At 48.7% G+C, this 20,711-nt stretch carries 19 protein-coding genes and 1 tRNA gene; 10 read left to right on the forward strand and 10 right to left on the reverse strand.

Annotated features, from left to right (window positions below):
• Window positions 1–8: 8 nt before the first annotated feature.
• Genes FAH67_RS05685 through FAH67_RS05700 form a run of 4 tightly spaced genes read right to left on the reverse strand, consistent with a single transcriptional unit; the run spans window position 9 to window position 4,316 of the window.
• Entirely contained in the window at window positions 9–1,898 is a 1,890-nt protein-coding gene (locus FAH67_RS05685) for a Z1 domain-containing protein (protein WP_003680474.1), read from the reverse strand.
• Window positions 1,899–2,939 carry a restriction endonuclease PLD domain-containing protein gene (locus FAH67_RS05690; RefSeq protein WP_003680475.1) on the reverse strand — a complete coding sequence of 347 codons (1,041 nt, stop codon included), beginning with the start codon at window positions 2,937–2,939 and terminating at the stop codon, window positions 1,899–1,901.
• Entirely contained in the window at window positions 2,936–4,060 is a 1,125-nt protein-coding gene (locus FAH67_RS05695; protein WP_003680477.1) for a DNA cytosine methyltransferase, read from the reverse strand. The genes FAH67_RS05690 and FAH67_RS05695 overlap by 4 nt, the downstream gene beginning before the upstream one ends.
• Complete coding sequence (locus tag FAH67_RS05700) at window positions 4,050–4,316, reverse strand: hypothetical protein (RefSeq protein ID WP_244284786.1); 267 nt, start codon at window positions 4,314–4,316, stop codon at window positions 4,050–4,052. Before FAH67_RS05700 ends, FAH67_RS05695 begins: the two co-directional genes overlap by 11 nt.
• 80 nt (window positions 4,317–4,396) lie before the next feature.
• Between FAH67_RS05700 and radA the strand changes: the two genes are divergently transcribed.
• Both radA and FAH67_RS05710 read left to right on the forward strand, forming a co-directional pair.
• The gene (gene radA / locus FAH67_RS05705) at window positions 4,397–5,773 is read left to right on the forward strand and encodes a DNA repair protein RadA (RefSeq protein WP_112890811.1); all 1,377 of its coding nucleotides are present in this window, start codon (window positions 4,397–4,399) and stop codon (window positions 5,771–5,773) included.
• Between the two features lie 150 nt (window positions 5,774–5,923).
• On the forward strand, window positions 5,924–6,730 hold the full coding sequence (locus tag FAH67_RS05710) for a DUF4198 domain-containing protein (protein WP_039863911.1): 807 nt from the start codon (window positions 5,924–5,926) through the stop codon (window positions 6,728–6,730).
• A gap of 54 nt (window positions 6,731–6,784) precedes the next feature.
• Here FAH67_RS05710 and FAH67_RS05715 read toward each other — a convergent pair whose 3' ends face one another.
• Both FAH67_RS05715 and FAH67_RS05720 read right to left on the reverse strand, forming a co-directional pair.
• A complete protein-coding gene (locus tag FAH67_RS05715; RefSeq protein ID WP_003680482.1) occupies window positions 6,785–7,345 on the reverse strand; it encodes a pseudouridine synthase in 561 nt (186 codons plus the stop codon).
• A gap of 80 nt (window positions 7,346–7,425) precedes the next feature.
• Window positions 7,426–7,518 (reverse strand) — tRNA-Ser (locus FAH67_RS05720).
• A 199-nt stretch (window positions 7,519–7,717) separates the two neighbouring features.
• On the opposite strand from FAH67_RS05720, the gene FAH67_RS05725 reads away from it, so the two are divergent.
• From FAH67_RS05725 to FAH67_RS05760, 8 genes are all read left to right on the forward strand, one after another.
• Window positions 7,718–8,230, forward strand: a complete 513-nt coding sequence (locus tag FAH67_RS05725) for a hypothetical protein (protein ID WP_232500817.1) — start codon at window positions 7,718–7,720, stop codon at window positions 8,228–8,230.
• A gap of 52 nt (window positions 8,231–8,282) precedes the next feature.
• Window positions 8,283–8,900, forward strand: a complete 618-nt coding sequence (locus tag FAH67_RS05730; protein WP_003680484.1) for a 4'-phosphopantetheinyl transferase family protein — start codon at window positions 8,283–8,285, stop codon at window positions 8,898–8,900.
• Window positions 8,901–8,993: 93 nt separating this feature from the next.
• The gene (locus tag FAH67_RS05735; protein ID WP_003680486.1) at window positions 8,994–11,312 is read left to right on the forward strand and encodes an MMPL family transporter; all 2,319 of its coding nucleotides are present in this window, start codon (window positions 8,994–8,996) and stop codon (window positions 11,310–11,312) included.
• A 132-nt stretch (window positions 11,313–11,444) separates the two neighbouring features.
• Complete coding sequence (locus FAH67_RS05740) at window positions 11,445–12,683, forward strand: NAD(P)/FAD-dependent oxidoreductase (RefSeq protein ID WP_003680490.1); 1,239 nt, start codon at window positions 11,445–11,447, stop codon at window positions 12,681–12,683.
• A 97-nt stretch (window positions 12,684–12,780) separates the two neighbouring features.
• Window positions 12,781–13,299, forward strand: coding sequence for a hypothetical protein (locus tag FAH67_RS05745; protein WP_003680491.1), 519 nt, complete (start codon window positions 12,781–12,783; stop codon window positions 13,297–13,299).
• A 3-nt stretch (window positions 13,300–13,302) separates the two neighbouring features.
• Window positions 13,303–14,505, forward strand: a complete 1,203-nt coding sequence (locus FAH67_RS05750) for a beta-ketoacyl-ACP synthase (RefSeq protein WP_003680492.1) — start codon at window positions 13,303–13,305, stop codon at window positions 14,503–14,505.
• A gap of 172 nt (window positions 14,506–14,677) precedes the next feature.
• Window positions 14,678–16,900, forward strand: a complete 2,223-nt coding sequence (locus FAH67_RS05755) for an NADP-dependent isocitrate dehydrogenase (protein ID WP_039863912.1) — start codon at window positions 14,678–14,680, stop codon at window positions 16,898–16,900.
• Window positions 16,901–16,958: 58 nt separating this feature from the next.
• Window positions 16,959–17,552 (forward strand): LolA family protein, encoded by a 594-nt coding sequence (locus FAH67_RS05760; protein WP_112890813.1) that lies wholly within the window; start codon window positions 16,959–16,961, stop codon window positions 17,550–17,552.
• Between the two features lie 55 nt (window positions 17,553–17,607).
• On the opposite strand, the gene ylqF is transcribed toward FAH67_RS05760, so the two are convergent.
• The 4 genes from ylqF to hprK form a co-directional block, all read right to left on the reverse strand.
• Window positions 17,608–18,549, reverse strand: a complete 942-nt coding sequence (gene ylqF / locus FAH67_RS05765) for a ribosome biogenesis GTPase YlqF (protein ID WP_003680496.1) — start codon at window positions 18,547–18,549, stop codon at window positions 17,608–17,610.
• A 93-nt stretch (window positions 18,550–18,642) separates the two neighbouring features.
• Window positions 18,643–18,879, reverse strand: coding sequence for a hypothetical protein (locus FAH67_RS05770; RefSeq protein ID WP_003680497.1), 237 nt, complete (start codon window positions 18,877–18,879; stop codon window positions 18,643–18,645).
• A gap of 34 nt (window positions 18,880–18,913) precedes the next feature.
• Window positions 18,914–19,768 carry an RNase adapter RapZ gene (gene rapZ / locus FAH67_RS05775; RefSeq protein WP_039863930.1) on the reverse strand — a complete coding sequence of 285 codons (855 nt, stop codon included), beginning with the start codon at window positions 19,766–19,768 and terminating at the stop codon, window positions 18,914–18,916.
• Window positions 19,749–20,711, reverse strand: coding sequence for an HPr(Ser) kinase/phosphatase (gene hprK / locus FAH67_RS05780; RefSeq protein WP_036490342.1), 963 nt, complete (start codon window positions 20,709–20,711; stop codon window positions 19,749–19,751). The genes rapZ and hprK overlap by 20 nt, the downstream gene beginning before the upstream one ends.

The raw sequence follows: 20,711 nt of genomic DNA on the forward strand, positions 1-20,711 counted from the left end.
TTTGTATTTTACTTAACACCCCAATACACTAATCCCTTATGTGGTAACTTGATATTTGGCAACCAAAAATCTTTACCCTGCCAACCTTTATCTTTACTTCCCACTACTTGATAAAGTGTAAGGAATAAATCATCGGGATATTTTTCTCCTAATTTACGGTCGTCTTCCGAAAGCATTGTGCCTGTCGCTCGAGAAAGATTACGCTCTGTTTTAACCAAAACATAGATTTTGAAAGCTGGATGTTGCGTTTTTAATGCTTCTATGCCGGCAATAAATCTTTCCTTGTCCCAATCATCAGATACATAATTACCAAGTTTATCTAAAATCAAGAATAGCTCTTCTATGTCTATTTTATACAAATCAGATTGCACCTTATTTGTCAAAACAGAGGGAAGAAGGTTGTTGATAGTCAACAAGTTGTTTTCATTCGGACGAAGTGGGAAGTAATTTACTCCTCCGACCATTTGATTGATGCTGTCAGATTTTAATACATTTCTTCGTGTTGGGTTGATGCTTTTCGGGTAAATAACCTGAATATTGCCGTCTGAATTTTTTGCCTGCTCAATAATCAGATTATTTGCTTGATTGAGTTGTACAAAGAAGTAATAGACATCAAACGGAATATAAAGCCGTAATAATGATTTATCACGGTCATATCCAAAAATACGCGAATGTTGCCAGAAAGTATCTGCATTCGGTTTTTTGGCAGCGCGACTATAATAAACCGTTTGTAGTTTCGGAATAGTTAAGCCTCGTCCAATCACATTCCCACCAATAATAATGTTAAAGCCTCTTTCTAAATCAAAATCTGATTCTGTCTGCGAGTTAACGACGAGAGTATAAATTTGCTTATTTTCTAAAAGTTCTGTTAGTTTTTCATAAATTTCCTCAAAATGATGAATATCAGGCTTAGTCTTTTGTAAATCCAAATAGCCTTCTTTAAAACTGTCTGCAAAATTCTCCCCGCTATTAATTGCTTGTACCAAATCATTCAAAAAGGCTTGGATTTTTTGAGAAAAGGCTTGATGATCTTGGATTTTATAACTTGGATGTAAAGCAAAATTACAATTGGTTTTACCGCATAAAGCAAACTCTGCACAAGTAAGCAGAAAACTGTGCAATGCCTGTTTTACCCCTTCGGCAATTTCACCACTTGCATCTTTCATATCATCCAATTCACTGTCAATAAAGCGAACGATATAGCTTGGAGGATCAGAGAAGACAAAGTTACCACCGATGTATTTTTCACCAGCTTCAAAGAAATGGATAAATTCAGGTTGCCAATCAGATTCTTCATGTTGCAATAAAAGCGATTGAGGTGTGGCGGTCAACTGAATAAATAGGCTTTGACAACAGGAATTCTTAATGTCATTTAGCAGTTTATTGATAGTACTGGCATCTTTATCCAGCTTATCAGTATTAGTATTTAGGCTGGCAGCATCGGCTTCATCATCCACAATAACCAAAGGATAGCCTTTCAGGCTACTTTGACTGGCAAACAAATTACGCCAACGTTTCAATACACGGGCATTCTTTTTAATCACGACCAAGATGGGATTATTTGCCTTCATTACCTGCATAAAACTTCGGTCATCATTTTCAGACAAAACAATAAAATTTTTCAGATTGTCTTTGGCACGCTTGACTGTTTGTTCCTGCAAATCTACGCTGTCAGTAGTGAGATATAAGAAAACTTTGTGGTCACCATCATCAGCCAGCGCACTTAATACACCCAAAACCTGTGCTGTTTTGCCACTTTGAACATTGCCTAGCAATAAAACATTTTGAGCAATTTTTGGCTTGGTTTGTGATAATTTCCCCATAAAACCATCAACGGTATTTTTAACAGAATCAGCTAATTCGGACGGGGTTAATTGATTCAAGTAGGTTTGCAACATTTAGTTTTTCCCCTTAAATGAGAGTAGCCAAACATCAGGGTTGTCGGTTGAACGGAACTCAAAATGATCGTTACCGTATTTATGTAGAGTCTCTTCTGTGACAGGTTCCCCTGTTCTTAAACAATCAGCCGCCTCTAAACGTCCTTTAACCCATTTACCAAATATGGTTTGATCACCTTTTGAACTGAAATTTTTACCATTTTGTCCTGTGGTATTACATTCAAATTGCCAGCCATCATCCGTGATGACAGTAAACTCTTTTTGTTTTGGGTATCCTTCTGTACCTAAAAATTTTGTTGATACAATCAACTCTGCTTCATACCATGGCCTCGGTAAATAAAATCCACGTTTATTTTTACGGCCTTTGGCAAAAAATCGGTTTAAACTGCTTTCTGGGAAAGTTTTAACTGGTAAATCAAAGTGATAAGTCGATATTTGTGAAAAAAGTTGCTCAAGTATAGAATCCTTCACTTTTTCCACTCCCAGACAATTCTCTAAATGAACATTATGTTCTTTAAAATCAGTTGGTTTTGCTACTTGATTAATAATCACACCCAATTGCTGGATAACCTGATCTATATTTTTATGTAATTTAGATGCCGTCTGAACATCATTCAAATGAACCATCGTTTCATAGGTGCGCTCAGTATTATCCCAAAAGCAAGTAAGATTAGCAGAACCAATCAATCCATGAGTTTCATTCTGATTCTTAAACGAATACATTTTTCCATGAAATTTCACACGTGGAGAAACATATACTGCCCCACGTTGCTTATCTTGCAAAAAATAATTTAATTCACAAAGACTGTTGTATTGAGGACGACTAAACCCTTCTAAATAATGCATACCAACTAATAACTTGATTTTCTGGTTATGTTCGCTATCTTCTAAAATTTTATGTAACTCTTTGACTGCATCATTAGAAACATAGCCTGTTGCCATTAAAATTTCATTGGCGGACATAAATAAATCCATCCAAACTTTATTTAATGGCTTATCTGTAATTCGTGCATTAGCAATATTAGAAAAAACAGTATTCATCGTTTTCCCCCTCTAATTTTGCTTAGTCGGTCATGAAATAAAACGTCCTTCTCTGCTTTCAATTTCTTATGCAAATCTACTTTTTTATAGTTGCCTGAAAAAATTGGTAAGAGGGTTCTTGCCAATTCAACCACGCCTTGAGGCGGTACCGCATTGCCAATTTGACGACGAACTTCCGTCGTTGAGCCAACAAACTCAAAGTCATCAGGAAAGCTTTGTAATCTTGCACGTTCACGATTGGTAAAGGCTCTGGGTTCAGGAAAATGATAGCCCCAAGTACCACCGCCACCCGCAGCAATAATCGTTGTAGAAGGTCTATTACGGTGCATTCGGCGATAAACAAGGCTTAACATACTTTTTACATATAAAGGATGTTCTTTAGGAATATCACTATAGTTTCCTCCCTCTGGGATTAGTTCTAAACGTTTACGGGTTTGCTCACTAATTTTCAACAATTCATTATTACTGGCATTCTTGGGAATATTAGATATAGCTTGACCAGCAGTTACATATGGTTTTAAGCCATTTTCGCCAGTTTCATTGTGCGTCGGTTCTGGATGATGAAAATCAAATCCTGTATCCAACCTTACACCAACAATCAACACACGCTCACGAAATTGAGGTACACCAAATTCAGCAAAGTTATACAGCTTTGCCTGAACGTAATAACCGCAATTCTCAAAGTCGGTAATAATTTGCTGGATGGCTTTTTTCTTGTTGGCAGTCAACAAACCTTTTACGTTCTCAGCAACAAAGACTTTTGGTTTTTTTGCATTTACAAAACGTAAAAAGCTTTTATAAAGATTTCCACGCTCACCCTCTAGGCCCGGCTGTTTCCAAATCATGGAAAAATCTTGGCAAGGGAATCCGCCTAAAATGATGTCGCAATCGGGAATAGTTGGATCGTTAGGGTCTATTTGTTCAATATCGCCCTCTACGATGACATCGCCGATATTTTTACGGAAACTTTCGCAAGCCCAATGGGAAAAATCGTTCGCCCAAACAGTTTCATAACCAGCTTGGTGAAAACCCAAATCTAAACCTCCACATCCTGAAAATAGAGATAAAATTCTGGGTTTCTTGTCAGATGAATTAAACTTTGAGATTTTTTTAGATAACATAGGATTTCACTCCTATGTATAGATTTGATAAAAACCCTTGAAGGGATTTTAATAGAGAACTAGGCAAGGCAAGGCAAGGCAAGGCAAGGCAAGGCAAGGCAAGGCAAGGCAAGGCAAGCTTACCATCGTTATGTTGAAATAAAATCATTTTTCTAAAACTTCCATGTAAATTTTTCCTATTATGCCGCAAAAAAACAGCAAATGCCGCTGCATTAAACCAGTTATGAATACTTGAAATTATAAATAAAGTATTCATAATCCTAAGGTCGTCTGAAAACGATATGATTGTTTTCAGACGACCTTTTCACACATCAAATATTCCACAGGGAAAACACCATGGCAAAAGCCCCCAAAACCATCTACCAATGCACCGAATGCGGCGGCACCTCCCCGAAATGGCAGGGCAAATGCCCGCATTGCGGCGAGTGGAATACGCTTCAAGAAAGCCTTGCCGCGCCCGAACCGAAAAACGCCCGCTTCCAATCTTGGGCGGCGGACACTTCGACCGTCCAATCCCTCTCCGCCGTTACCGCTGCCGAAGTGCCGCGCAATCCGACCGGCATGGGCGAACTCGACCGCGTATTGGGCGGCGGTTTGGTCGATGGTGCGGTTATCCTGCTCGGCGGCGACCCCGGCATCGGCAAATCCACACTGCTGTTGCAAACCATCGCCAAAATGGCGCAAAGCCGCAAAGTGCTGTACGTTTCCGGCGAGGAATCCGCCCAACAGGTCGCCCTGCGCGCGCAACGTTTGGAACTGCCCACGGAAGGCGTGAACCTGCTTGCCGAAATCCGGATGGAAGCGATTCAAGCGGCGTTGAAACAACACCAGCCCGAAGTCGTCGTCATCGACTCCATTCAAACTATGTATTCCGACCAAATCACTTCCGCCCCCGGCTCCGTGTCGCAGGTGCGCGAATGCGCCGCCCAACTGACGCGCATGGCGAAACAAATGGGCATCGCCATGATTCTGGTCGGACATGTAACCAAAGACGGCGCGATTGCCGGCCCGCGCGTGCTGGAACACATGGTCGATACCGTGCTGTATTTCGAGGGCGACCAACATTCCAACTACCGCATGATACGCGCCATCAAAAACCGCTTCGGCGCGGCAAACGAATTGGGCGTATTCGCCATGACCGAAAACGGTTTGAAAGGCGTGTCCAACCCGTCCGCCATCTTCCTCGCCAGCTACCGCGACGACACGCCCGGCTCGTGTGTTTTGGTTACACAAGAAGGCAGCCGCCCGCTTCTGGTCGAGATTCAGGCATTGGTCGATGACGCGCACGGCTTCACCCCCAAACGCCTTACCGTCGGTCTCGAACAAAACCGCCTCGCGATGCTGCTCGCCGTCCTCAACCGCCACGGCGGCATCGCCTGCTTCGACCAAGACGTATTCCTTAATGCTGTTGGCGGCGTCAAAATCGGCGAACCTGCCGCCGACCTTGCTGTCATCCTCGCCATGCTCTCCAGCTTCCGCAACCGCCCCATGCCTGAAAAAACCGTTGTATTTGGCGAAATCGGCTTAAGCGGCGAAGTCCGCCCTGTCGCGCGCGGACAAGAGCGGCTCAAAGAAGCGGAAAAACTCGGCTTCAAACGCGCCATCGTTCCCAAAGCCAATATGCCGCGCAATGCCAAAGAATTTCCAAACCTGAAAATCTACGGCGTCAGCAGTTTGCAGGAAGCGATTGACGTTTGTCGTGACGGGGACTAAACCGTTTCAATAATCCGCCTCAAAAAACAATCATCTAAAAGGCCGTCTGAAAACTTTCAGACGGCCTCTCTTTAAATTTAAATAATTTTGTTATATTATAACGAACACTTTATTCTATCTTTTCTACACATTGAAAATCGGAGAGAAATCTTGAAAAAAACTGCTTTACTTATCGCATCCGCCTTCCTGTTCAGCACTGCCGCACACGCCCACCGGGTTTGGGTTGAAACCGCCCACACACATGGCGGCGAATACCTTGAAGCCGAATTGGGCTATGGCGAATTCCCAGAGCTTGAGCCGATCGCCAAAGACCGCCTGCACATTTTCAGCAAACCCATGCAACTGGTGACTGAAAAAGGCAAAGAAAACATGATTCAAAAAGGTACATACAATTACCAATACCGCAGCAAATTGCCGGTCAAAGACGGCAGCTACTTGGTAACCGCCGAATACCAACCGACCTTCTGGTCAAAAAACAGCGCGGGCTGGAAACAGGCAAGCATCAAAGAAATGCCTGATGCAAACTATTGCGAGCAAACCCGTATGTTCGGTAAAAACATCGTCAATGTCGGCCATGAAAGCGCAGACACCGCCATCATCACCAAGCAAGTCGGTCAACATTTGGAAATCGTTCCTTTGGACAACCCTGCCAATGTTCACGTCGGCGAACGCTTCAAAGTCCGCGTCCTCTTCAATGGCGAGCCGCTGCCCAACGCCACCGTTACCGCTACATTTGACGGCTTCGACACCAGCGACCGCAGCAAAACCCATAAAACCGAAGCCCAAGCCTTCTCCGATACTACGGACGATAAAGGCGAAGTCAGCATCATTCCATTGCGCCAAGGTTTCTGGAAAGCCAGCGTAGAACACAAAGCCGATTTCCCTGATCAAAGCGTGTGCCAAAAACAGGCGAACTACACCACACTGACTTTCCAAATCGGTCATTCACACCATTGATTCTTCCATGACAAAAGGCCGTCTGAAATTTCAGACGGCCTTTATTCATCCTATTTAAGGACGATGCGGCGCAAACTGCCATTGTCCCAATTCCAAATTCAAATCAAACAGATTCAGACGGCCTATCGCCACACGAACCAAGCGCAAACATGGAAAGCCTGCTTTCGCCGTCATCCTTCGCACTTGGCGGTTTTTCCCTTCCGAAATTTTGATTTCCACCCAAAAATCAGGCACGGACTTGCGCACGCGAATCGGTGGCACGCGCGGCCATAAAACATCCGCTTCGCCTTCTTCCAATACCCTTACCTCGGCCGGATGGGTGACAAAATCGCCCAAATCTACGCCACGGCGCAATAAATCCAATTTGGCTTCATCTGGAGAGCCCTCCACCTGCGCCCAATAAGTTTTAACCTGCTTAAATTTCGGGTCGGCAATCTGCGCCTGCAAACGGCCATTATTGGTCAGCAGCAGCAAGCCCTCGCTGTCCGTATCCAAACGTCCGGCCGGATAAAATCCCGGTTTCTCGACAAAATCCTTAAGGCACTGATGTTTTTCATGTGCAGAAAACTGGCAAATCACGCCATAAGGCTTGTTTAGAATAATCAAATCGTTCATTTCACACTTTCAGACGGCCTTGGATTTCAAGAAATTCCGGATAATAAAAAAGACACCGTATAAACGGTGTCTTTCATATTTGGCGGAGTAAGAGGGATTCGAACCCTCGATGCAGGTTGACCCCACATGCTTCCTTAGCAGGGAAGTGCCTTCAGCCTCTCAGCCATTACTCCTAAGGAAGACCGCAATATACGCTTTCTCCCTTCCCTCGTCAAGCATTACCGCCCCAAACTTTCTTAACACCATGAAATCATTTAAATAAAAATATAATATTTTTTGCATCATCCTATTTTTATACTTCTTTCATATATGTTAAAATGATTCTGTTTTCTGTGAACCTTTTTTCACACCCCTTATTACAAAGGAGTTCGTATGTTACGTTTTTCTGCTTTGGTTGCCGTATCCGCCCTGATGCTTGCCGCCTGCTCACAATCCGGCAATTCCCAACCATCTACTTCCTCCTCTCAAACTTCTACTCAAAAAACGACTGCCGCCGGTTCTGCCTGCCGCAGCATGGGTGAAGGCCATAAAGTCAATGGCAAAGGTCAAAACGATATCTATATGTGTAAAGTCGATGTAGCTTTGAACTCTACCGAAGCCAAATCCGCTTTGGATCCTAGCATCCGCGTTCACTACGGCAGCACATCCGGCGCGACTTTGACTTCCCGTCAAATCGCCAACTCAGTCGGCAAAACCCCTGATGAAACCTGCCAACGCGCATTCCTGAGCGCAGTTAAACGCTTCCAAAGCACTGCACTTCGTAAAAAAGCCAAATCCGTTCATCTGGTTAGCTACTTTGACAAAGTAACCAAAGGCGGTAACGAGTACGAATGCCACATCGCTACATTCAACAGCCGTGTGGTTTTGAAAGGCAGCTTCCACTAAGCAATGTCAAAAATGCCGGACTTCAATATGAAGTTTGGCATTTTTCTATTTTATGGATACGACACTCCTTCACTGCCTGCTGGCCGACCCATCTTTTGCCGCCTGCTACAACCATGCTTCTCTAAACGCAGCCGATTCACAACGTTTGGCTACTACGCCTCAACTGGCGCAGCGTCAAGACTGGCAAGTCAGCCGAGCGTTAAAACAGCAAACCGATTTACCGACTGTATCGCTGAGCCACAGCCAAGGCTTTGCCGCTTTATTGTGTGCGCCTCATCCCTTAACAGCCGGTGTCGATATCGAATTTATCCGCCCACGCAATTTCAAAGCGTTGTCGGCTTTGGTCTGCACGCAAGAAGAACAAGACTACTTAGAAACAGTAAACTGGCCGTCTGAAACGTTTTACCGATTGTGGTGTTTCAAAGAAGCATTGATTAAAGCGGCGAATTTGGATTTCCCATCAGATATGAAATCGGTCGGCTATGTTTTCGATTCAGGGCAACCCGTCGGTTTACGCGCTGGAAAGCAAACCGATTGGCGTGGCACAAGCGCGATTTTGGCGGATACGATGGCACTTGCCTGCGTTTGGAAGGAAAAAGCCGTCACTCTGCAATGGCAGTTTTTCGGTTCGATCAAGCCCAATGATTTAACCGACCGGCAAACTATCTAACAACTGACAAAATAATAATAATCTGATTTAATTTACTGCACTTTTACTTATTCCACACACCAACAGCAGCATTTTCAAAAGGCCGTCTGAACGATGAATCTTCGCCTCCTAAACCGCCTCTATACCGCCCTTATCCTGTTTCTTACCCTGTTTTTGATTTACGCCTTTGCTTCACAAGCGCGCATCCAAACCGATTTGACCGCGTTGTTGCCAAGCGAACAGCAACCCGATGCCTTACTGACGGCAGCAGATAAAGCCGCAGAAGCGCAGCTCAATTCGCAAGTCATTTTGCTTGCAGGCAGTACCGATGCCGAAACTGCTTTTCAGACGGCCGCACAAATTGCCGACACATGGCGCAAAAGCGGCGTATTTGAACAAGTCGACAGCAGCATGACGCCGAATTTGGACAAAGTGCGGGTGGATATGCAGAAACTGAGTTTGGCAGTTTTGCCGCAAGACGAAATACGCCTGCTGTTTGAGCAGCCGCAAGCCTATTTTCAAGCACGTGCAGAAGCCGCGGCCAATCCGTTTGCCGCCCCCTCACCTTTGTCTTTAGAACAAGACTGGCTGGGCTTCGGACGCTTTGTTGCCGACAAAGCCAATCCGCAAAGCCGTTTGCAGTGGGACATGGACAATGGCATGCTGTTTGCCGAAGACAAAGGCAAAACTTGGGTATTCTTGCGCGGACGGCTTGCCGGCGGCGATCAATTCTCCGGCAACGATGCCCTATTGCCGCTGATGTCGCAAAGCCGTCAAATCGCTTCGGAAAACGGCGCGGAAACCTTAAGCGCAGGTGGCGCATTGTTCGCCGCCGTATCCAAAGCAGCCGCAGAAAAAGAAAGTCGGCTGATGAGCATGGTCGGACTTGGGCTGACCTTTGCGCTGCTGTTGTGGGTCTTCCGCAGCGGCCGGGTATTTTTGCTGTCCCTGCCGCTGGCAGCCGGTATGTTGACCGGATTGGCGGTCGCTTTATTGGTATTGGGCGAAGTGCATATCCTGACCATCGTCATCGGCACCAGCCTGGTGGGTATGTTGGTGGATTTCCCGTTGCACTGGCTTGCTCCGTCGGTATTCGGGCCGTCTGAAAAGACCGTTTGGCAGGCTGAATCGGCAATGAAACATGTCTTGCCGAGCTTTGCCGTCAGCCTGACGATTACCGTCTTGGGCTACACGTTGCTGTGGTTTACTCCTTTACCTGTATTGCGCCAAACCGCGGTATTTTCAGGCTTTGCCTTATTTGGCGCGTTTGGTGCCACCGTTTTATGGCTGCCGCCGCTGTTTCGCCGCTATCGAGCCAAAACCGTGCCTTTTGCCGCATTAACCGAAAAGCTCTATTCCCTGTCAGGCCGTCTGAAAAACCGCCTGCACAAACGCGGCTGGTTAATCGTGGGCGGAATTTTGCTGGCAGTCGGACTGTGGCGCAGCGACTGGCGTGACGACATCCGTCAATGGGTCAATATGCCGACCGCGATGTTGACCGAGGTACAACAAATCGGCCGGTTGAGCGGCACGGATTTTGGCGGCAAATATTTGGTGGCCGAAGCACAAAGCGAAGATGCCCTGTTGAAGAAAACCGCCGAACTCGGCCGCTCCTTGCAGCCCTTAATCGCGCAAGGCAAACTGTCCGGCATCCAATCGCCCGACCAATTCATCCTGCCGACAACGGAACAGCAAAAACTGCAAAACCGCCTGCGCGAATTGACCAAATTGCCTGATAGCTGGAAACCGCTCACAGAAATCGGTATTCCGCGCAAAACCGTGCGCGATGCCCTGCTTCAAGCTGCCGACACGCAACCATTGTCGCTTTCAGACGGCCTGAATACCGATTTGGCAGAAGCTTGGCGTTCCTTGTATTTGGGCGAAGTGGAACCAGGCCGTTTTGCTGCCGTCGTGCGTTTGAACGGCATGACCGATGAAGCCGCCGTACGCGTCGTGGCACAACACGTCTCCGGCGTACATTGGGCAGACAAACGCGCCCACTTAAACGAGCTTTTCCACCACACGCGCAATCAGGCCGCATGGTTGAAACTGGCTTCCTATGCGTTGGCATGGCTGCTTTTATGGAAAATGTTTGGTTTCAAACGCGGCAGCAAAATCCTTGCCGTGCCGCTGGCCGCCGCCATCTGCACCGTTGCCGTACTCGGTTTGGCCGGCATTCCCGTCAGCCTGTTTGCCATGTTCGGCCTGCTTTTAGTGTCCGCCATCGGCGTGGACTATGCCGTCTATGCCGCCACCGCACACCACAGCGCACAGGCAAAATTAGGCGGAATGCTGCTTGCCGCCGCGACGACAGCCATTTCCTTTGCCCTGCTCGCCATCAGCAGCACGCCCGCCGTTGCCGCGTTCGGCATGACGGTTACCATCGGCGTGGCATTCAATATTTGGCTGGCAGGCACATTATTGAAAAATTAGACAAAAGATGAAGACGATTGAAGTTGAAACAATATTTTTTCAACTTCTATCGCCAAGTTGCAACAGGCCGTCTGAAAAATTTCAGGCGACAGATTAAACATTATTTATCATTAAAATCAAAGGTATTTTCAAATGTCCGTAGAATTTGACGTTGCCGTTATCGGCGCAGGCCCTTCAGGTTCGGTTGCTTCCGCTTTGCTGAACAAACAAGGCTTTAAAGTTTGCGTATTGGAAAAACAACATTTCCCGCGCTTTGTCATCGGCGAAAGCCTGTTGCCTCATTGCATGGAAATGTTGGAAGAAGCCGGTTTTGCCGATGCGGTACATGCCGAACCCAGCTTTCAATTTAAAGACGGCGCGGCGTTTTCATGGGGCAGCCGTTACACAGATTTCAACTTTACTGAAAAATTTTCAGACGGCCCCGGTACTATTTATCAAGTGCGCCGCGGCATCTTCGACAAAATCCTGATTGATGAGGCGGCAAAACAAGGCGTCGATGTCCGCTTCGGACACGGCGTAACCGCGTTTGACAACAACGGCGATGTGGCACGTTTGAGCGTTGCGACCGATACAGGCGAAAACTATGAACTGACTGCCAAATTCGTTTTGGATGCCAGCGGTTACGGTCGCGTCCTGCCCCGCCTTTTAGATTTGGAAAGCCCGTCCGAGCTGCCTCCGCGCCAAGCCCACTTCACGCATATCGACGACAACATCACCAGCCCGAAATTCGACCGCAACAAAATCCTGATCAACACGCATCCTGAACATCGCGATGTCTGGATTTGGCTGATTCCTTTCGGCGACAACCGCTGCTCCATCGGCGTTGTCGGCACGCCCGACAAACTGGCCGGCGAATCAGAAGCCGTGTTGAAAAAATTTGTGTACGAATGCCCGATGCTGGCGGAAATTTTGGATAAAGCCGTTTGGGAAAACGACTTCCCGTTCCGCTCTATCCAAGGCTACTCTGCCAACGTGAAAACCTTATACGGCAAACACTTCGCTCTTTTAGGCAACGCCGCCGAATTCCTCGACCCCGTTTTCTCCTCCGGCGTGACCATTGCCCTGCACTCTGCCAAACTGGCCGCCGATTTACTGGGCAAACAGCTCAAAGGCGAAGCCGCCGATTGGCAAACCGAATTTGCCGACCAGCTGATGATCGGCGTGAACGCGTTCCGCACTTATGTAACCGGCTGGTACGATTTCCGCTTCCAAAACGCCATCTATGCGCCCAACCGCAGCCCTGAAATCAGCCGCATGCTTTCGTCTATTCTGGCAGGCTATGCTTGGGATACGAACAATCCATTCGTAGAAAAATCCGAGCAACGCTTGTCCACACTTGCCGCATTGGTGGGCGATTTAAAGGTAGAATAAGGACGAATGTCTTTCAGACGACCGAGTCTGAGAACGGAACTGGCCGTCTGAAACTTCATCCACACCATTAAATATTTTGACCGATAGATAAAACCTTATGCGATTTATCCCTTTGCTTGCCGCACTGCTGCTTTCCGCATGTGCGACCTCGCTCCCCCATCCGCAAACGCTGCCGCCACTTTCCAAAGAAGGCCAATGGTTCAAACTCGAGCAGACCAATGCGGCGGGGCAAACCGTTCAAACCAATCTCTTGGCAGTCGAGCCTCATTCAGACGGCATCCGCTTTGTCCAAACCGATGCACTGGGTGCGCCGGTATCGCGTCAATCGGTCAGCACCAAAGGCTGGAAAAATGACGGTTTTGTGATGCCCAATGCCACTTCGCGCCGACTGTTTGCCGCCCTGTTGCCGCTTTTGGCCGCCGAACACGCCGCCATGCTTTACCCTGAAGCCCGCCAACAAAACGCCACCCATCAAGGCTTCTGCCCTGACGGCAAAGGCGCGGTGTTCAGCTACCGAGAGCGTGATTTGTGGTGTGTCGCCCACCATTCCGAACAATTCCTTATCGGCTTCCCCGACCAAACTTTCTGGACGATCAGTCCGATTGCAGAAGACTAATTCATGAATACTCCTGTTTATCTCAGCCGTCCGGCACTGACCAGCGCATTGGGCAGCGGCTTGCAAGTTCATACCGATGCCTTACTCACGCCGTCTGAAAACACGCCCCTGACTTTTTCAGACCAATGGGTAAAAGGCAAAACGCATGCTTTCGGTGCAGTCAAAGAAACCCTGATGCCTCTGCCCGACAACATCCCCGAATCGCATCGCAGCCGCAACAACCAGCTTATCCTGCACGCGCTTTCGCAAATAGACGGACTGATCCAGACGGCCATTGCCCGTTACGGCAAAGAAAGGGTTGCTGTCGTTACCGGTACGTCCACCAGTGGTGCAGACGAAAATATCCCCTTGTTCCAACACGTTGTCCAAGGTGGTGAGTGGACGGATGTTCCGTTCAAACAGCTGCAACACACCATGGCTTCGCCCTCCGAATTTATCGCCCAAGTTTACGGCTTGGACGGCTTGCGCTATACCGTCTCCACCGCCTGCACTTCCGGCGCACGCGCCCTCATCAGCGCAGCTCGACTGCTTCGTGCCGGATTGTGTGATGCCGTGATTTGCGGCGGCGCAGATACGCTTTCTCCGCTGACGATTAATGGTTTTGCCTCTTTGGAAGTGCTTTCAGACGGCATCGCCAAGCCCTTTTCTGCCAACCGCAACGGCATCAATATCGGCGAAGCGGCCGCATTTTTCGTAATGACGCGCGATGCCGATTTTGACGGCGAAATGCAGTTGCTGGGCTACGGCGCAAGCAGCGATGCCTACCATATGTCTTCGCCCCGCCCCGACGGTTTGGGTGCAGCCCAATCTTTTCAGGCCGCATTGGATAAAGCCGGTTTGAAAGCGGAAGACATCGGCTGGATCAACCTGCACGGCACCGGCACGCAACACAACGACAGCATGGAAAGCCGAGCCGTTGCCGAAGTATTTGGCTGCCACACCCTTTGCACGTCAACCAAGCCGTCCACCGGTCATACCTTGGGTGCAGCCGGCGCGATCGAAGCCGCGTTTGCCTGGTTAATGGCCAACCGCCAATACAATCCGGAAGGCAAACTGCCGCCCCAACAATGGGACAACGTACCCGATTCCGAGCTGCCCAACATCGCTTTGACCGACGAAAACAGCCGCTGGCCGTCTGAAAAACGCATTGCCGCCAGCTCGTCATTTGCCTTCGGCGGCAGCAATGCCGTTTTGATTATCGGATAAGTCCTTATATTTAGGCTGTCTTTTCAGACGGCCTTTTTCTTTTCCGCAACTTAAAAAACAATAACATCAAAACAACAACCAAATCCGCCGAAATATGCCATAATAGGCTTAGCACGTTTCTTCTCGCGATGTGCCCGAAAAGAAAAACTTAACCTACATAGAGAATAATCCCATGACTAAATCCACCATTATCTATACCTACACCGACGAAGCTCCTGCATTGGCCACTCAATCCCTGTTGCCAATCGTGCAGGCGTTTACCCGCCACGCCGATATTGATGTCAAAACCAGCGACATCTCTCTCTCCGGCCGTATTTTGGCGGCGTTTCCAGAATACCTGACTGAAGCGCAACGCGTACCTGATGCGCTTGCCGAATTGGGCGAACTGGTGAAACAACCCGATGCAAACGTAATCAAACTGCCGAACATCAGCGCGTCCGTACCGCAACTGACCGCCGCGATTAAAGAATTGCAGGCAAAAGGCTTTGCCGTCCCCGACTATCCCGCCGACCCGCAAACCGACGAAGAAAAAGCCGTACGCGAACGCTACGACCGCATCAAAGGCAGCGCGGTAAACCCTGTCCTGCGTGAAGGCAACTCCGACCGTCGCGCCCCTAAAGCAGTGAAAAACTTTGCGAAAAAAAATCCGCACAGCATGGGCACATGGACCAAAGACTCCAAAACCCACGTTGCCACTATGCAAAGCGGCGACTTTTTCCATAACGAACAATCTGTTACTGTACCCGATGCGACTTCCGTATCCATCGTGTTCATCGACAAACAAGGCAACAAAAAAGAGCTGCGCGAGCCTGTTGCCCTGAAAGCCGGCGAAATCATCGACGCGACCGTGATGAGCAAAAAAGCCCTGCTCGCCTTCCTTGCCGAACAAGTGCAAGACGCAAAAGCTAAAGGCGTATTGTTCTCGCTGCATATGAAAGCCACGATGATGAAAGTGTCCGACCCGATTATCTTCGGACACGCCGTCAAAGTGTTCTTCGCGCCTGTATTTGAAAAATTCGGCGACAAACTGGCTGCCGCAGGCGTCAACGTCAACAACGGCTTCGGCAACCTGCTTGCCAATTTGGACAAACTGGATGCGGACACCCGCGCTGCCGTTGAAGCTGAAATCGCCGCCGTTTACGCCGCCAACCCTGATTTGGCGATGGTTGATTCCGACAAAGGCATTACCAACCTGCACGTTCCCAGCGATGTCATCGTCGATGCCTCTATGCCTGCAATGATTCGTAACTCCGGCCGTATGTGGGATAAAGACGGCAAAGCGCAAGACACCAAAGCCGTGATTCCCGACAGTAGCTACGCAGGCGTTTATCAAGCAACCATCGACTTCTGCCGCGAACACGGTGCATTTGACCCGACAACCATGGGTACCGTTCCTAACGTCGGCCTGATGGCGCAGGCAGCCGAAGAATACGGTTCACACAACAAAACTTTCGAAATCGAAGCTGACGGCCGGGTTCAAGTCATTGATGCAGCAGGCAATGTCCTGATGCAACACGACGTTGAAGCCGGCGACATTTGGCGTATGTGCCAAACTAAAGACGCTCCGGTTAAAGACTGGGTACAACTCGCCGTCAACCGCGCCCGCCTGAGCAACACGCCCGCCGTATTCTGGCTCGACGAAAACCGTCCGCACGACAAGAGCCTGCTCGCCAAGGTTAAAGCCTACCTTGCCGAACTGGATACAAATGGTCTCGACATCCGCGTTCTTGCTCCTGAAGAAGCCGCTAAATTCAGCTTGGGTCGTCTGAAAAACGGCGAAGACACCATTTCCGTCACCGGCAACGTCCTGCGCGACTACCTGACCGACTTGTTCCCGATTTTGGAACTGGGTACCAGCGCGAAAATGCTGTCTATCGTCCCATTGATGAACGGCGGCGGTATGTTTGAAACCGGCGCGGGCGGTTCTGCACCGAAACATGTCCAACAATTCCTCGAAGAAAACCACTTGCGTTGGGACTCTTTGGGCGAATTCCTCGCGCTTGCCGTATCGTTTGAACATTTGGCGCAAAAAACCGGCAACGCCAAAGCCCAAGTCCTTGCCGACACTTTGGATGCCGCCACCGAAAAACTGCTGCTAAACGACAAATCGCCCAAACGCAAAGCCGGCGAACTCGACAACCGCGGCAGCCATTTCTACCTCACCCTCTACTGGGCGCAAGAATTGGCGGCGCAAGACAAAGATGCCGAACTGAAAGCCGCATTTGCGCCATTGGCAGCCGCTTTGACTGCCGACGAAGCCAAAATCGTTGAAGAACTCTCTGCCGTACAAGGCAAAGCGGTCGACATCGGCGGCTACTACGCAGCCAATCCTGAAAAAGCCGCGCAAGCGATGCGTCCAAGCGCAACCTTTAATCAGGCCTTGTCAGCCTTATAATTAAAGCAATAAAAGGCCGTCTGAACTTTCAGACGGCCTCAAACCTTATGGAAGCACAATGAAAAAAACCATTCTTTCTCTTACTCTCCTCATCAGCGCTCCGGCTTTATGGGCATTTTCCCCTGCCGAATTGGCACAAACCCTGCAAAAACCGCAAAACGTGCAAGGCAATTTTGTCCAACAACGCCAGCTAAAATCCCTCAGCAAACCCATGACCACCAGCGGCAGCTTTACCCTTGTCCCACAAAAAGGCCTGCTCTGGAAAATGCAAAAACCATTTGAAACCACCCTGCGCGTGCGTTCAGACGGCATCATGCAATGGAACGGCAGCCAATGGGTCAACCCAAACGCCAGCAAACTCAACGGCCAAAGCCGCCAAATCAAACTCTTCCTCGACCTCTTGGGCGGCAATACCCAAGGCTTGGAAAAACAATTTGATTTGAAATTAAACGGCAACGAGAAAAAATGGACGTTGACCTTAACTCCGAAAACCGCCATTACCCGTCAAATCTTCAACCGTATCGAAATCAACGGCGATACACTGGTGCGTAAAATCGAATTGGACGAAAAGCAAGGCGACAAAACCATCATGCAGTTCAACCAAATCCAAACCGATAAAACTCTAGACAACTTCAGCCGTACCGCCCTCTAAATTGCCTATTCCAACAAAAGGCCGTCTGAAAATAGATTTCAGACGGCCTTTTATATTAATCGGCTGAAGGCTGCTGCCCTTTTCTTTCCGCCTTTCTGGCTTCGCGAATGGCTTTAAGTTCGGCCTCTTTCTGTCTGGCTTTTTTCAGCCAAGTTTCCCATTGGTTTGGCGTTTCCAGCGTGATTCTGCCGATTTTGCCTTCGCGAAAATCGGTCAGGATATTTTCAGCGGCCTTTTGGTAGTTGACCCGTCCGCCGCTCAAAACCGCACCGCGTTTCTTGGCAATCCACTCCAGCCAAGAAGTATCGTCCCAATGGCTGCTTGGATCTTTGTCTGCTTGATAGCGCTCTTGCAACAGAGCCAGATAATGGCGGCGGAGGTAATCCAAAAGCTCAAGCGCCACTTCTTCTTCGTCCAGCGCGTTACGTCCGACTGCACCGCCGGCTGCAAGGTTGTAGCCGCCTTCTTCGACGATAATTTTTGGCCACAACATACCGGGGGTATCGTAAAGCCAGAAATCGTCGGCAAGGAAAAGGCGCTGTTCGGCTTTGGTAATACCGGGTTCATTACCGGTTTTGGCAGATTTTTTGCCGATCATGCCGTTAATCAAGGTGGATTTGCCGACGTTGGGAATACCGCAAATCAGGACACGCAGCGGCTTCTCGATACCTTGACGATGCGGAATCATGGCGCGGCAGGCTTGGGTAATTTTGCCATGCGCGCCGGTTTCGGAAGAATCAAGCGCAATGGCACGGGTATCTTGGCGGCTGTTGTAGTGTTCGAGCCAAACTTTGGTGCGATCGGGATCGGCAAGGTCTTGTTTATTTAAAATTTTAAGTTTGGGCTTACCTTTGGACAACTGGGCAAGCAAGGGGTTTTCGCTGGAAGCAGGCATACGCGCGTCCAGCATCTCAATCACCATATCAACGCTTTTAATGCGTTCGGCAATGGCTTTTTTTGCCTTGTTCATGTGGCCGGGAAACCATTGGATAGCCATGTCTTTTTCTTCTTTCTATTCGTATCTGAGGCCGTCTGAAAAATCATTGTTTTTCAGACGGCCTCGATATTTGGATAATCGGTCAATCAGGATTTAGAGGTTGCCATGCTCGTAGCTGTAATAACCTGCTTCATCCATACATTGCTCAAACGTCTTGGATGTATTGCCACGTTTGGCTTCATTTTGAACTTGTGATTTGCAGGTGTTGATTTGGCGGGAAACTTCGGCTTCGCTCGCGCCGGTACGGTGCCAACGGTAAGCAGTGACAGGCTCTGTTGCACAGGCGGTCAAGATAAGCAGGGATAATGCGGTCATACTGATTTTTTTCATGGTTTCTTCCTTTGAGGCCGTTTGAAACGGCAAGTCAGCGTCCTGCCAAGCTTTGAGCCTGACGGTGGCGGACAAGGAGTTCGTAACGGCCTTTGAGGCGCTCGGCCAGTTTTTCCACAACATAAACGGAGCGGTGCTGCCCGCCGGTACAACCGATGGCAATCGTCACATAACTGCGGCTCTCTTGTTGCAGGCGCGGCAGCCAGCGGCTAATAAAATGGTCGATGTCATCAACCATTTCTTGAGCCAACGGCTGCCGGCCCAAATAATCTTGAATAGGCTTGTCCATGCCGGTAAAGGGGCGTAATTCCGGATCGTAATACGGATTGGGCAGGCTGCGCATATCAAACATAAAGTCGGCATTATTGGGAACGCCGTATTTGAAACCAAAAGATTCAAGAATGACCAGCAAACCGACACGTTCAATATTGAGCCATTGTTGCACAGCATAACGCAGCTGCTGAGCGTTCATTTTGGACGTATCGATGCAATATGCGATGTCTCTAAGCGGGAAGAGCCACTCGCGTTCTTTTTGCAGGCTTTCCAACAAAGTCAGGTTTGGGCCGGACAAAGGGTGTCCGCGACGGGTTTCTGAGAAGCGGCGAACCAAAACGCCCTCTTCTGCTTCAACAAATAGGACTTCGACCTGATGTCCTTCGTCACGCAAATATTGGATTTGCTCTTGCGCCTCTTGGATATTGATACCGGAACGGATATCAACGCTGACACCAAGCTGGGTTTCTTCGCCGCGTTCAATATGGTACAACACCAGCGAAGGCAACATTTCCAAAGGCAGATTATCGACACAATAATAGCCTAAATCTTCGAGTTGTTTGAGGGCTACGGATTTTCCTGAGCCGGATAAGCCGCTAATCAGGACGATTTTCATGATTTTGTTCGTTTTCTTTGAGTTGTGTTTGATGGCGTTCGAGGAATTCTTTGGTGCTGTCTTTACCGCGCAATTGAAGGATGTAATTGCGCACTGCAGCTTCAACCAATACTGCTAAGTTTCGACCGATTGCAACAGGCAGGGTAACGGAACGGACGCTGACGTTGAGGATAGATTCTGTTTCGGTACGGATGCTCAATCGATCGAGTTGTTTCATGTATCCGTCGTCGGCCGGAACCAAATTGATAATCAGCTGGAGGATTTTTTTCGGACGGATAGAGGTTTCGCCAAAAATATGGCGGATATTGAGTATGCCCAAACCGCGTACTTCGAGGAAATCACGCAGCATAGGCGGGCAACGGCCTTCCAGCATTTCCGGGCCGGTACGGAAAAGTTCGACCGCATCATCGGCAATCAAGCTGTGGCCGCGCGAAATCAGCTCCAATGCCAATTCGCTCTTACCCAAGCCGGATTGCCCGGTAATGAGTACACCCACTTCAAATACATCCAAAAATACGCCGTGTTTGATGGTGGAAGTAGCCAATGTACGTTGCAGATAAATCCGCAAAACGTCCATCAGGTGCGGACTTTCCTGCTTGGAAGTCAGCAAAGGAATACTGTTGGTATGGCAATAATCGCGCAATTTGGGCGAAACAGGCAAGCCGTTGGCGACGATGACCAAAGACATGGGGATGTCGAAAAGCTCGCCGAAATCATAGTTGAGCTCGCCTGTTTCCAAGCGGCGCAAATATTCGGCTTCAGCTACGCCGACAACTTGAATTTGGTTGGGATGGATAAAGTTTAAATGGCCGACCAAGGCCAAGACGGGTTTATCGGCTTCGACACCGATACGGTTGTCCGCGCCGGAATTGCCGGCAGCCCAAGCAAGTTCGAGTTTGTGCTGATTATCGGAAAACAGGCGGCGGACGGATATACTGGGCAT

The sequence above is a fragment of the Neisseria flavescens genome (assembly GCF_005221285.1).
In the GTDB taxonomy this organism is placed as follows: domain Bacteria; phylum Pseudomonadota; class Gammaproteobacteria; order Burkholderiales; family Neisseriaceae; genus Neisseria; species Neisseria flavescens.

Coding starts and splice junctions, on each gene's coding strand:
- FAH67_RS05685 (WP_003680474.1), bottom strand. CDS start 1,898: ATGTTGCAAACCTACTTGAATCAATTAACCCCGTCCGAATTAGCTGAT.
- FAH67_RS05690 (WP_003680475.1), bottom strand. CDS start 2,939: ATGAATACTGTTTTTTCTAATATTGCTAATGCACGAATTACAGATAAG.
- FAH67_RS05695 (WP_003680477.1), bottom strand. CDS start 4,060: ATGTTATCTAAAAAAATCTCAAAGTTTAATTCATCTGACAAGAAACCC.
- FAH67_RS05700 (WP_244284786.1), bottom strand. CDS start 4,316: ATGAATACTTTATTTATAATTTCAAGTATTCATAACTGGTTTAATGCA.
- radA (WP_112890811.1), top strand. CDS start 4,397: ATGGCAAAAGCCCCCAAAACCATCTACCAATGCACCGAATGCGGCGGC.
- FAH67_RS05715 (WP_003680482.1), bottom strand. CDS start 7,345: ATGAACGATTTGATTATTCTAAACAAGCCTTATGGCGTGATTTGCCAG.
- FAH67_RS05725 (WP_232500817.1), top strand. CDS start 7,718: ATGTTACGTTTTTCTGCTTTGGTTGCCGTATCCGCCCTGATGCTTGCC.
- FAH67_RS05730 (WP_003680484.1), top strand. CDS start 8,283: ATGGATACGACACTCCTTCACTGCCTGCTGGCCGACCCATCTTTTGCC.
- FAH67_RS05735 (WP_003680486.1), top strand. CDS start 8,994: ATGAATCTTCGCCTCCTAAACCGCCTCTATACCGCCCTTATCCTGTTT.
- FAH67_RS05740 (WP_003680490.1), top strand. CDS start 11,445: ATGTCCGTAGAATTTGACGTTGCCGTTATCGGCGCAGGCCCTTCAGGT.
- FAH67_RS05745 (WP_003680491.1), top strand. CDS start 12,781: ATGCGATTTATCCCTTTGCTTGCCGCACTGCTGCTTTCCGCATGTGCG.
- FAH67_RS05750 (WP_003680492.1), top strand. CDS start 13,303: ATGAATACTCCTGTTTATCTCAGCCGTCCGGCACTGACCAGCGCATTG.
- FAH67_RS05755 (WP_039863912.1), top strand. CDS start 14,678: ATGACTAAATCCACCATTATCTATACCTACACCGACGAAGCTCCTGCA.
- FAH67_RS05760 (WP_112890813.1), top strand. CDS start 16,959: ATGAAAAAAACCATTCTTTCTCTTACTCTCCTCATCAGCGCTCCGGCT.
- ylqF (WP_003680496.1), bottom strand. CDS start 18,549: ATGGCTATCCAATGGTTTCCCGGCCACATGAACAAGGCAAAAAAAGCC.
- FAH67_RS05770 (WP_003680497.1), bottom strand. CDS start 18,879: ATGAAAAAAATCAGTATGACCGCATTATCCCTGCTTATCTTGACCGCC.
- rapZ (WP_039863930.1), bottom strand. CDS start 19,768: ATGAAAATCGTCCTGATTAGCGGCTTATCCGGCTCAGGAAAATCCGTA.
- hprK (WP_036490342.1), bottom strand. CDS start 20,711: ATGCCCAGTATATCCGTCCGCCGCCTGTTTTCCGATAATCAGCACAAA.